The 12,017-nt window shown below is 34.6% G+C and carries 14 protein-coding genes and 3 tRNA genes; 12 read left to right on the top strand and 5 right to left on the bottom strand.

The features are described from left to right. Positions 1 to 182: 182 nt before the first annotated feature. Positions 183 to 1,181, bottom strand: coding sequence for an FKBP-type peptidyl-prolyl cis-trans isomerase (locus AP058_RS02940; protein WP_066306772.1), 999 nt, complete (start codon positions 1,179 to 1,181; stop codon positions 183 to 185). An 80-nt stretch (positions 1,182 to 1,261) separates the two neighbouring features. Here AP058_RS02940 and AP058_RS02935 point away from each other — a divergent pair, with 80 nt between their 5' ends. Genes AP058_RS02935 through AP058_RS02925 form a run of 3 tightly spaced genes read left to right on the top strand, consistent with a single transcriptional unit; the run spans position 1,262 to position 2,725 of the window. Continuing rightward, positions 1,262 to 1,654 (top strand): RNA-binding S4 domain-containing protein, encoded by a 393-nt coding sequence (locus tag AP058_RS02935; RefSeq protein ID WP_066306783.1) that lies wholly within the window; start codon positions 1,262 to 1,264, stop codon positions 1,652 to 1,654. Beyond that, entirely contained in the window at positions 1,641 to 2,222 is a 582-nt protein-coding gene (locus AP058_RS02930) for a methyltransferase domain-containing protein (RefSeq protein ID WP_066306770.1), read from the top strand. The genes AP058_RS02935 and AP058_RS02930 overlap by 14 nt, the downstream gene beginning before the upstream one ends. 5 nt (positions 2,223 to 2,227) lie before the next feature. Then, positions 2,228 to 2,725, top strand: coding sequence for a phosphoribosyltransferase family protein (locus AP058_RS02925; protein ID WP_066306768.1), 498 nt, complete (start codon positions 2,228 to 2,230; stop codon positions 2,723 to 2,725). Here the strand turns inward: AP058_RS02925 and AP058_RS02920 are convergent. After that, entirely contained in the window at positions 2,717 to 3,235 is a 519-nt protein-coding gene (locus AP058_RS02920; protein ID WP_066306766.1) for a shikimate kinase, read from the bottom strand. The genes AP058_RS02925 and AP058_RS02920 overlap by 9 nt on opposite strands. Before the next feature lie 128 nt (positions 3,236 to 3,363). Between AP058_RS02920 and AP058_RS02915 the strand changes: the two genes are divergently transcribed. The 3 genes from AP058_RS02915 (at position 3,364) to AP058_RS02905 (ending at position 3,673) form a co-directional block, all read left to right on the top strand. Next, positions 3,364 to 3,436 (top strand) — tRNA-Lys (locus AP058_RS02915). 39 nt (positions 3,437 to 3,475) lie between these two features. Further along, positions 3,476 to 3,548: transfer RNA gene (locus AP058_RS02910), tRNA-Lys, on the top strand. A gap of 42 nt (positions 3,549 to 3,590) precedes the next feature. Beyond that, positions 3,591 to 3,673 (top strand) — tRNA-Leu (locus AP058_RS02905). Positions 3,674 to 4,205: 532 nt separating this feature from the next. On the opposite strand, the gene yiaA is transcribed toward AP058_RS02905, so the two are convergent. Continuing rightward, the gene (gene yiaA, locus AP058_RS02900; protein WP_066306764.1) at positions 4,206 to 4,598 is read right to left on the bottom strand and encodes an inner membrane protein YiaA; all 393 of its coding nucleotides are present in this window, start codon (positions 4,596 to 4,598) and stop codon (positions 4,206 to 4,208) included. 13 nt (positions 4,599 to 4,611) lie between these two features. Then, on the bottom strand, positions 4,612 to 5,286 hold the full coding sequence (locus tag AP058_RS02895; protein WP_066306763.1) for a TIGR02117 family protein: 675 nt from the start codon (positions 5,284 to 5,286) through the stop codon (positions 4,612 to 4,614). Positions 5,287 to 5,650: 364 nt separating this feature from the next. On the opposite strand from AP058_RS02895, the gene AP058_RS02890 reads away from it, so the two are divergent. From AP058_RS02890 to AP058_RS02865, 6 genes are all read left to right on the top strand, one after another. Then, positions 5,651 to 6,418 (top strand): ParA family protein, encoded by a 768-nt coding sequence (locus tag AP058_RS02890; RefSeq protein WP_066306762.1) that lies wholly within the window; start codon positions 5,651 to 5,653, stop codon positions 6,416 to 6,418. A gap of 5 nt (positions 6,419 to 6,423) precedes the next feature. Then, on the top strand, positions 6,424 to 7,326 hold the full coding sequence (locus tag AP058_RS02885; protein ID WP_066306761.1) for a ParB/RepB/Spo0J family partition protein: 903 nt from the start codon (positions 6,424 to 6,426) through the stop codon (positions 7,324 to 7,326). After that, complete coding sequence (locus AP058_RS02880; protein WP_066306760.1) at positions 7,326 to 7,889, top strand: DUF5683 domain-containing protein; 564 nt, start codon at positions 7,326 to 7,328, stop codon at positions 7,887 to 7,889. Before AP058_RS02885 ends, AP058_RS02880 begins: the two co-directional genes overlap by 1 nt. A 38-nt stretch (positions 7,890 to 7,927) precedes the next feature. Then, entirely contained in the window at positions 7,928 to 8,629 is a 702-nt protein-coding gene (gene dapB, locus AP058_RS02875) for a 4-hydroxy-tetrahydrodipicolinate reductase (protein ID WP_066306759.1), read from the top strand. 52 nt (positions 8,630 to 8,681) lie between these two features. After that, on the top strand, positions 8,682 to 10,235 hold the full coding sequence (gene lepB, locus AP058_RS02870; RefSeq protein ID WP_066306758.1) for a signal peptidase I: 1,554 nt from the start codon (positions 8,682 to 8,684) through the stop codon (positions 10,233 to 10,235). A gap of 104 nt (positions 10,236 to 10,339) precedes the next feature. Continuing rightward, entirely contained in the window at positions 10,340 to 10,957 is a 618-nt protein-coding gene (locus AP058_RS02865; RefSeq protein WP_066306756.1) for a WbqC family protein, read from the top strand. Here AP058_RS02865 and AP058_RS02860 read toward each other — a convergent pair whose 3' ends face one another. Then, positions 10,958 to 12,004 (bottom strand): endonuclease/exonuclease/phosphatase family protein, encoded by a 1,047-nt coding sequence (locus AP058_RS02860; protein WP_066306752.1) that lies wholly within the window; start codon positions 12,002 to 12,004, stop codon positions 10,958 to 10,960. Between the last annotated feature and the right edge of the window lie 13 nt (positions 12,005 to 12,017).

The following is a 12,017-nucleotide window of genomic DNA, read 5'->3' as shown; positions in this document are numbered from 1 at the left end:
TAGCCCTGGTAGCAGCGGCATCCTTCTATTGCTTTCTTTAAGCAATAGAAGATACAGCGAATGACAGGAAATAGCTCCTAAATATAAAAAACCTTCCTAAACCTATATATAACGATAGATGTTAAAACAAAAAAAAACGACCATCAATTGATGGCCGCTTTGTATTAAAACTCTATACATTATTATGGATGACATGTTTTATCTAAATAATTTTTCTTGCCAGACTCACAAGTTGGAATTTGATCGAAAGGATAAGGCTTGCCCGTAGCAGGATTCTTTATCTCTAATTTGGTTGTGTAATTATCTCCATCGTCATCAGTATCTAAAAAATCTGGAATTCCATCTCCATCTGTATCATCCGGATTCACAACTCCTTTATTAAGTTCTGATGCTGTCCAAACGTATCCGTCACCATCTATATCTTCATACATAGAAAGAACGCCGTCAGGTTCTGCCACACTTTGATTATTGATTATTTTATATTCATGATCTAAACGTTTTACTTCGTAGAGTTTAAAACTGAAAACTAAAGGGGAATAAGAAGGAATACTATTACTACCCCCTGAATAATATCCCAGTCCAGAAGGAATAAAGATCATACCTACACCATAATTATCGTATTTCACACTACCATCTGCGTTTGAAGAATAGGTTCCCGTTTTAAACTGTGGAAAAATTTCTTTCCAACCTCTTATAGTTCCAAATAAATCCATAAAACTAGCTGGATTCATCACTGTTTCAAAATGAGTGGAAGTTTGTGTAGAAACTCCTTCAGCTGCAGTCGTTTTTAAATAGCTTCCGCTGTAAGCTGCTAAAACACCATCGACATTCATCGGTTTTTCGCCCGTACCTTCACGAATTACCAAATAATACAATTCATACTCTATTTCGTGCACCTTTACTAACCTACTTAACAATTTTGGAAAAGCTGCATTATCTTTATAGGATAAAATATTTGGTTGCGTTCCTCCAGCAGGAATTTTAGCAACAGTTACATTATACTCCGCATCTACAGTAATATAATTGTTTTTTAAATATTCTTGGATATCAACTTTATCAATAGCATATTGCACATCGTAAGGTTTTGGCGGTACTATTTCGACCTCATCATCTTTCTTTGAACATGAAATTATTGAAAAAACTGTTAGTACTACTATAAAAGAATATTTAATTTTGTTCATTATTGCTTGTAAATTTAGGTGCGCAAGATACAATATTGATTTATTTTTGTAAACAATTTAACTCCGATTTTAGAAAAATTATGAGAATAGACAAATACTTATGGTGCGTGCGTTATTACAAAACCAGAAACATGGTCACCGAGGCATGCAAAAAAAATCATGTAACAGTAAATGGACAAGTAGCCAAGCCTTCTAGAGAAGTTTTTGCTACCGACAAAATCACTTTTCGAAAAGATCAAATTACACAAATTATTACTGTACTTGATATTCCCGAAAGTCGCGTAGGCGCAAAATTGGTCGATATTTATAGAAAAAATGAAACGCCTGCTGAAGCATACGCCCATTTAGAATTACTAAAGCTCTCTAAAGAGCACTATCGCAAAAGCGGAACGGGTCGTCCAACAAAAAAGGATCGTCGTGATCTGGATGAATATGGTAACGAAATAGAGGAAGATAAAGATGAAACTGACTAAAGAATATTGGGAAGATCGATACCAGCAGCAACAGACTGCTTGGGACATTGGCTCGATCTCTACTCCGTTAAAAGAATACATAGATCAACTGACCGACAAATCGCTTTCTATACTGATTCCTGGTGGTGGAAATAGCTATGAACTGGAATACTTACTAGAAAATGGCTTTGAGAGCGTATTCGTTGTTGATTTTGCGACTACACCTTTACACTATATTAGAAAGAGAATTCCACATCTCCAATCAGAACAATTAATTCAGGCCGATTTCTTTGAATTAGAAGGACACTTTGATCTGATCTTAGAACAAACCTTCTTCTGCGCACTAAATCCATATTTGAGAGAGAAATATGTAGAAAAAGTAAAGTCATTATTAAAACCAAACGGCAAAGTTGCTGGTGTATTCTTTCAATTTCCCTTAACTGAGGTTGGCCCGCCTTTTGGTGGTTCAAAAACAGAATACGAAAATTTATTTAGAACTAATTTTAGAATCAAAAGTTTAGAAACCGCATATAATTCGATTAAACCGAGACGAGAAAACGAACTGTTTTTTATCTTTGAAAAAAAATAAATACTATGAGCAAAAATATAATTTTAAATCATCAAGAAATCGAGCACAAAATAAAACGTATTGCTTACCAAATTTACGAGACTTTTGTAGATGAAGAAAATATCGTTATAGCTGGAATTGCCTCGAATGGCTATGTTTTTGCTGAGAAAATTGCTGCTGCTTTAGAACATATTTCTCCAATAAAGGTTTCTTTATGTAAGGTTACCATAGACAAACAAAATCCAACTGCGCCAATTACAACAAGTCTAACTGTTGATGAATACACTGACCGTGGTTTGGTTTTAGTTGATGATGTGCTTAACTCCGGCACCACACTTATATATGCAGTGCGCCATTTTCTAGACGCTCCTTTAAAGAAATTTAAAACTGCAGTACTAGTTGACCGAAATCATAAGAAATATCCAGTAAAAGCAGACTTTAAAGGCATTTCTCTTTCTACTTCGTTATTAGAGCACGTTCAAGTTGTTTTTGACAACGAAAGTGATTGTGCATTTTTAAGCTAATAAGCTCAGTATATCTTGGACTGTTTCATCAATCTTTCTATCATCAACCACCACTTTATGCTGCGCTTGATTGTAATAATAGCTTCTATCAAATAAATGCTTTGCGATAAACTCTTTTAATTCATCATCATTCATTTGCGCTATGAGCGGCCTTTTACTTTTATTTACCGATAAACGACTAAACAAGGTTTCTATAGAGGCTCTTAGATATATAGAAAGCACATCCTCTCTTACTAATAACTCGTGATTGTTCGCATAACATGGTGTTCCTCCTCCTAAACCGATAATCATTTCAGTGGGTTCTTGCAGTAATTCGACAAAAGTTTGGTGTTCTAGTTTTCTAAAGTAGATCTCTCCGAATTGCCCAAAAATTTCACTGATCTCTAAATTGGCCTTATTTTCGATTACTTTGTCCAAATCGACAAAAGGAATTTCTGTTACGCCAGATAGCTTTTCGGCAATTGTAGATTTTCCACAGCCCATATAACCTAATAATATTATTTTTTTCATGATAGTAAAACCCTATGAATTAAGGAATTGAAAATTAAAGTTAAAAAAAGACAAATTTATAATAAAATTGCTTGGAAATAATAAAAAAAACTCCTTATATTTGCACCCGCATTCAAGCAAACAATTATGACTCGATAGCTCAGTTGGTAGAGCACATCACTTTTAATGATGGGGTCCTGGGTTCGAGCCCCAGTCGGGTCACAAATGAAGTGATCAACACATAATTTAATTGAATGCATTGACTCGATAGCTCAGTTGGTAGAGCACATCACTTTTAATGATGGGGTCCTGGGTTCGAGCCCCAGTCGGGTCACAAAAGGTTGAGTATTTATTTACTTGACCTTTTTTGCTTTTAGGCCACGTGGAGAAACGGTAGACTTGCCAGCTTGAGGGGCTGGTGCTCGCAAGGGCGTGTGGGTTCAAATCCCACCGTGGTCACTACAAAGACAAAAAGCCTGAAAAACTATTTTTTCAGGCTTTTTTATTTTTCACAACAAGTTTGAAACTTTTAACGGTAGTGTTTCGGACTATTGACACACTCTTCTTACGCACAATTACGGCGAATAGATCAAAAGTCAGGAAGACACAAAGAATAGCAGATACACGACATTAACCCTCCTTTTCATTTCTCAATCTTTACCAGCTTGTTTTTTTTATTTGTTAATTTCTCCCAGTGTTTAATTTTATCTTCTTACAACACTTCTAACTATCTTCACCTAACATGAAATCAATCTCGGATCCTTTATGCAATTAGATAGGATTTCTTAGCAAGAAACCCATACGCTACCTAACGAACTTCAAATATCTTATTTCCTTCAGCCCTTTACTTGATATAATTAAGATCTAAAATACAAACAAATACAACTCCCGAAAAAAGCAGAAGAGCAAAAAAAACTGCAGTAAAATGATTTACCACAGCTCTTTTACTTTGAAACTTTATAAATTATTTTAACTTTAACCGTATTCAATTTTATTCAGAAAAAGACATGTTATCTCTCGTGTTTTTCTGCACTGAGATAGCACCAAAAATCGCTAATAGAAATGCAAAAGCATAAAATCCTTTTTCACTAGGTAAAATTGTTGCATTCCATAATCCGACAACAAGTAGCACAATAGATAAAAGCGTTCCGAACCAACAAATCCCATAATACATATCTGTAACGGGAAGTTTCTCTAGTCGATCTCGTACACTTTTCTGCAGAGATACAACTGCAAAAAGCCCAAACATTAATACCGTAAAGTAATATCCTTTTTCATTTAATAACATTTCGGCCCTACTGAGACCAATTATAAAACCTGCTGTTCCGGCTGCAAGAGCCACCCATGATGCTGCTATAAAAGCATTCGACGTTTTTTGTACCATATTTATATTATATTTATTTGTATTTAGAAAAAATTGCAGAAGAGGAAGGCGTCCAAAAGCAACATCTCTGACCGCTTGTTTTTAATGCACTATTTGCCCAAGTATTGCACGTCTGAAGTATACTATAACTTCCGGTAGCTTCATAAAAAGCATCATTTTTTCCATAATTAGCATTGGTCTTAATGACTAAAAAATTTCCCAAGCTATCCTTTTGAAAACTTTTATCTATAAAACTTATGAGCCGTTGGTATTGCTCTTTGCTGATTTTTATTGCTTTACAGTCATCGCCCTGCTTCATTTTTTTATAATAGGTTGCATGAATAGCAGTAGTACTCAATCCGGTGGCTGCTTTTAAAGCTACAGACGCTCTTAAATCAGACCAAGTGGGCGTTTCTAAGTAAAATCCTTTATCCCCCCAACCTAATGCGATAAATTTATACGTAGAATCTGCGGCTTGAGTGTTGTTGTAAGGGACTTTCGCCACCCAGTCCATTTGATCATTTTTCACAGGCATTACAATGTCAGTATGCACTCCATTAGTCAGTATAAATATTTCTACTTCTTCCTTAGTTCCTACTTCTTGTTTGATCGTTATTGCACTAAGCGCAAAAGATATCAAACCATAGAAAACTAGTAAACCAGTTACTAATAGCAGCGCTTTAACAAAAATCTTAACTGTTTTTCTCACTTTAAAGTAATAAATTATTTAATTTTCAAAAGTAATTAAAATACTTTCACATTAAAATTATAATCAATTAATTACAACGAAAAATCTTATCTTATAAATTAACAACCTTTTCACGAGTACTTCTTTAAATAAAAAGAAATTGAAAAAAGAAATTCCCAAATAAAAGCAAAAAAACCTATGCTTATCGCTACTACTCTAAAAGCCAATTGCCCTATTTATTGTTTTTGAAAAGCAGTACTTAAAATTACAATACGCCTTGTAAGGTTTATACATCTCAAACATTGACTTTCGGGAATGTTAACAAAATAGATTTTCAAAAACCATAAATAATCGTATTTTTACCGTTCAAAATCAAGAAAAACAAATGGGCAAAATCATTGCGATTGCTAATCAAAAAGGAGGCGTTGGAAAAACTACTACATCTATAAATCTTGCCGCTTCATTGGGTGTTTTAGAGAAAAAAGTATTACTAATTGATGCTGACCCTCAAGCTAATGCGACGTCAGGACTGGGAATTGATGTAGAAAATGTAGAAATTGGAACCTACCAAATTTTAGAGCACAGCCACACTCCAAGAGAAAGTATTGTTAAATGTTCTGCTCCAAATGTAGATGTGATTCCGGCACATATTGACCTTGTTGCCATCGAAATCGAATTGGTTGATAAGGAAAACCGCGAGTATATGCTTAAAAAAGCATTAGAAAGCGTAAAAGACGATTACGATTTTATAATCATTGACTGCGCGCCATCATTAGGCTTATTAACACTAAATGCCTTGACTGCAGCAGATTCTGTTATAATTCCCATTCAATGTGAATATTTTGCTTTAGAAGGATTAGGAAAATTATTAAATACCATAAAAAGTATTCAAAAAATACACAACCCAGATTTAGATATCGAAGGACTACTGTTAACGATGTATGACTCGAGACTGCGCTTGTCTAATCAAGTTGTAGAGGAAGTTCAAAAGCATTTTAACGATATGGTTTTTGAAACCGTGATTCAACGAAATGTAAAATTAAGTGAAGCGCCAAGTTTTGGCGAAAGCATTATTAATTATGACGCAACCAGCAAAGGTGCAGTCAATTACATTAATTTAGCGCAAGAAATTATAAAGAAAAACAGCAAATAGTTTGTATGACAAAGGCAATTAAAAAACAAGCATTAGGAAGAGGTTTATCCGCATTATTAAAAGATCCTGAAAACGATATTAAATCAGTTTCGGATAAAAATGCAGACAAAGTTGTTGGAAACATCATTGAGCTTGAAATTACTGCTATCGAAATCAATCCGTTTCAACCGAGAAGCAATTTTAACGAAGAATCATTGCGAGAATTAGCTACTTCTATTAAAGAATTAGGTGTAATTCAACCCATAACCGTTCGTAAATTAGAGTTCAATAAATACCAATTAATTTCGGGAGAGCGTCGTTTAAGGGCCTCTACTTTAGTTGGATTAACTACTGTTCCTGCATACATTCGAATTGCAAACGACAACGAATCATTAGTGATGGCCTTGGTTGAAAATATTCAACGTCATGACTTAGATCCAATTGAAATTGCACTTTCTTATCAACGTTTAATTGACGAAATTCAATTGACACAAGAGCAAATGAGTGAACGAGTTGGAAAAAAACGTTCGACAATCGCGAATTATTTGCGTTTGTTAAAATTAGATCCAATTATTCAAACCGGAATTCGTGACGGTTTTATTAGTATGGGACATGGTCGGGCAATCATTAGCATTGAAGATTTAGACGAACAGACTGATATCTATCAAAAAATAGTAAGTCAGAACTTGTCAGTACGTGAAACCGAAACTTTGGTAAAAAACTACCAAGAAGGTCTAAAGCCTAAAGCAGAGGGAAAAACGAAACCGGCGGCTTCTTTTGTAGTAAAAGAAACTCAAAAAAATACTTTTAACGATTACTTCGGAACAAAAGTAGATATAAAAGTGGCTGGAAGTGGCAAAGGAAAGATCACGATTCCTTTTCAATCTGAAGAAGATTTTAGCCGATTAATGAAATTAATAAACGGATAGTGAATAAAATTGTATTCATAAGTATTCTCTTTTTTATAATAGGAAATACAACTGTTTTTTCCCAATCAAAAAAAGATAGTGTTGCGGTTGCAAAAGACACGCTGCCCTCGCTAGACATCGACCCATTGACTCCTGCAAAAGCCGCTTTTTACTCGGCGATTTTACCAGGGTTGGGGCAAGCGTATAATAAAAAATACTGGAAGATCCCGATTGTTTACGGAGCAATCGGAACCAGTTTGTACTTATACATTGACAACAACAAAAAATATCATGATGTTCGAGACGCCTACAAACGAAGATTAGAAGGCTATGATGATGATGATTTTCAGTTCTTAAAAGATAAGAGTCGTCTTATTTCTGCTCAAAAATTTTACCAACGCAACCGAGATCTTTCCGCTCTTTTTGTCGTTGGTTTTTATGTTTTAAATATTATCGATGCCAACGTTGATGCGGCTCTGATTCAATTTAACGTAAATGATCGATTGTCACTTTGTCCAGATGTTTATACAAATGATGTAACATTTAAACCAAATGTAGGACTAACTTTTAGCTACAACTTTTAAAAAGAACAGAAGTGTTCTTAAAATTAAAATAAAATACAATGAAAATTGCACTTTTAGGATACGGAAAAATGGGACAAGTAATCGAAAGGATTGCTTTACAAAGAGGACATGAGATTGTTCTTAAAAAAGACGAATTTAACACCTACGACGGCTTAGAAACAGCAAATGTTGCAATCGACTTTAGCGTTCCTAGCGCTGCAGTTCCTAATATTTCTGCTTGTTTTAACAATGGAGTTCCGGTAGTTTCTGGAACCACGGGATGGCTTGAGCATTACGATGAAGTTATTGCACTTTGTGCAAATAAAAAAGGTGGTTTCATTTCTAGCTCCAATTTTAGCTTAGGAGTAAATATCTTTTTTGGTCTGAACGAATACCTAGCCAAAATGATGGCAACTTTAGATACATATAAAGTCAGTATAGAAGAAATTCATCACATTCATAAATTAGATGCACCAAGCGGAACTGCAATTTCTCTAGCTAAGGGAGTAATCGAAAATAGCACGTTTACTAATTGGACGATGGAATCGCCAAAAGCAAACGAAATTCACATTGATGCAATTCGCCAGGGTGAAGTACCGGGCACTCATACTGTCAGTTATCAATCTGCAGTAGACACTATCGAAATTAAACATACAGCTCACAATCGCGAAGGCTTTGCCCTTGGTGCCGTAATTGCTGCCGAATGGTTGGCGGGAAAACAAGGCGTATTTACAATGAAAGACGTTTTAAACATCAAATAATATCATTTTTGCTTAGAGATTTTGTTTCTTAGTCAAATTAAACAATACAATTATGACACTATATTTATGGTTTGTATTTTTCCTAGTGATGCAACTAGTTCACTTTTTAGGAACATGGAAAATGTACGAAGCAGCAGGAAGAAAGAAATGGGAAGCTGCCATTCCGGTTTATAACGCTATCGTTTTAATGAAAATTATTGGTCGACCAACGTGGTGGACTATTTTACTTTTCATTCCGATCATTAACCTTATCATGTTCCCAGTTATTTGGGTTGAAACTCTACGTTCTTTTGGAAAAAACACCACAGCAGATACGCTATTGGGCATTTTTACTTGTGGACTTTACATTTACTATGTTAACTATACGCAGAAATTAGAATACGTTCCGAACAGAAGTTTGCACGCCCAAAACAAGACAGCTGATACTTTAAGTTCGTTGCTTTTTGCGATTATTGTAGCAACGCTAGTGCATACTTACATAGTGCAACCGTATACAATACCAACTTCTTCCTTAGAAAAATCACTTTTAATTGGAGACTTTTTATTTGTTAGTAAAGTAAATTATGGACCGCGTGTACCAATGACTACGATTGCATTGCCTATGGTTCATGATTCCATTCCTTTTATCAAACAAAAATCATACGAAAAATGGCCACAATTACCCTATTTAAGATTACCCGCTATCGAAAAAATACAGCGAACTGACATTGTCGTTTTTAACTGGCCAATGGACACCGTGTATCAGTTTTTTGATAAATCAGGTCGTCACGTAGACAAACCGGTCGATAAGAAATCAAATTACGTAAAACGTTGCGTTGGTGTTCCTGGTGATAGCTTATCTATAAAAGATGGTTTTGTTTTTATTAATGGAAAACAATTAGCGCTACCAGAACGTGCTAAACCACAATACTCTTACGAAGTAGCTTTGGACGGAAAGACCCCAATTGATTTTGAATATTTAACCCGAGAATTAGACATCACAGATTTCGCTGGTTATAAAAATCCTGCAGCGAGAGATACTATCATTTTTAGTGCACTAACCGAAGTTAGCGCAGAACGATTAAAAAACACGCCAGGAATAACTGCAGTTACTCGAATGATCAGCAAAGGTAATGATAACTCTATTTTTCCTCATAACGGCAAAGGAAACATGGATAATATGGCTGCGCTCTATATTCCTGAAGCTGGAAAAACAGTTGCATTAAACTTACAAACGTTACCTTATTATAAGGAAATCATTCGTAATTACGAAGGAAACGATTTAAAAGTCAATGGAAGTGAAATTCGTATTAATGGAGAAATTGCTAAATCTTACACGTTCAAACAAGATTATTATTGGATGATGGGAGATAACCGACACAATTCTGAAGACAGCCGTTATTGGGGGTATGTTCCAGAAAACCATATCGTAGGAAAACCAGTTTTTATTTGGATGAGTTGGGATACGAACGGAAAAGGATTTAATAAAATTCGTTGGGACAGAGTTTTTAGCACTGTTGATGGCGAAGGACAACCGCAATCGTACTTTAAATATTTCTTAATTATTCTTGCTTTGTTTTTCGTCGGAGATTATTTTTGGAAAAAAAGAAAAGAGAATAAAGCATAACAATCTATTATAAAACTTTAAAGTCTAAAGTCGTACCGTAATTTGCATCACTGCAAGTGCTGACTTTAGACTTTCCGTTTTTAAAAACAACAAGACTTAAGAAAATGGATTCACTACTTCTTCCAACCTATTTCCCCTCTATCAGTCACTTTGCAGCAATTGCACAAGCGGATACTGTGACTTTTGAGATTGAAGATAATTTTCAAAAGCAAAGCAACCGCAACCGAACATATATTTATAGCCCAAACGGAATTCAGCTTTTGAATATTCCTGTTAAGCATTCTAAAGACAGTCGACAAAAAAGCAAAGACATAGTAATAGAGCCTGATTTCGATTGGCAAAAGCAGCACTTTAAATCATTAGAAACAGCTTACAGAAGCTCGCCATTTTTTGAATTTTTTGAAGATGACATTTATCCTATTTTTGAAAGAAAATATACTTTTTTAATGGACTTGAATTGGGAAGTTTTTGAAATTATGTGCAAATGCTTACGCATGAAAATTAACTATTCAACCACGAGTGAATATCTTAAAGAAGTTCCTGATAGCATAGATTACCGAGCATTAGCAAACGGCAAAAAAGACGAGCATAAATTTGAAAGCTATACCCAGGTTTTTGCAGATAAGCATGGGTTTATAAATAATCTCAGCGTACTAGATTTACTTTTTAATGAAGGAAAGTTTGCTGCTGACTACTTAAGAACTCAGCAACTATCATTCTAATCATTCCATTGAAAGTGTGGCAATAATCGGGAAATGATCTGAATTTTCGAAATCAGAAAAGCTCTCAAACTTCTTTACTTTCATACTATAATCCGCAAATATATAATCGATTCTAGCTGGGTAATACTTAAACTTATAAGTAGCACCAAAACCTTCACCAGCTTCTTCGAAACTGTCTTTTAAAGATCCTTTGATGTTTCTATATACATAGGAAAACGGACTGTTGTTCATATCTCCGCAAATAATTATCTTATACTTGCACTCCTTTTTATGTTCTTTAAAAATCTCCGCTTGTTGCTGCTGCTGTTTAAATGCTTTACCAATCCTTGAAAGTAATAAATTAGATTTCTCTTGATTGATTACGTCAATATTTTCGGAAATCTCATTGACGTCTGGAGAAATTTTAATTGACTGCAAATGCATATTATAAACCCGCACAATGTCCTTTCCACGTTTGATGTCGGCGTAAATTACATTATTGTTGGAATTGGGAAATTCAATATTTCCTTGATATAAAATAGGGTATTTAGAAAAAATGGCTTGACCTGTCTTTATTTTATTGCCTTCCATTACAATATAACGATGTGGATATACCTTTAAATCGATATTTCCTGAATTAGAATATTCTTGAATGCATAATATATCAGGATTCTTTTCATTTATAAATTCCAAAATATTATCGGGTATATCATCTCTCGGCACCCATTTAAATACATTTAAAAGCCGAACATTATAACTCATCACCGTAAAATCTTTGGTATCTGATTTGTATTCGGGAGCACTAAATTTGTAGAATTTATTGATAAAAGTAATACCCATCAACAAAACGAGACCCGAAAGAATCATTCGCTTCTTCAGCAATAAACCCCAATACAAAAAAAACAAACCATTTAGCACAAAAAACAAAGGCATAAACAAAGTAAAAACAGACAATAATGGGAAAGCTCTGGGCGCCAAAAACGGCAAAATATAAGCGCTGAATGTTAATACAGTCAACACTATATTAAAAAAGAACATGATCTTATTAAACCACGAGAGATTTTTCATTGCAGTGTGTTAA

The sequence above is a fragment of the Flavobacterium sp. TAB 87 genome (genome assembly GCF_001529295.1).
GTDB lineage: Bacteria > Bacteroidota > Bacteroidia > Flavobacteriales > Flavobacteriaceae > Flavobacterium.
Note: the sequence above shows the minus strand (reverse complement) of the source record. Positions and strands in the feature narration are given on the sequence as shown.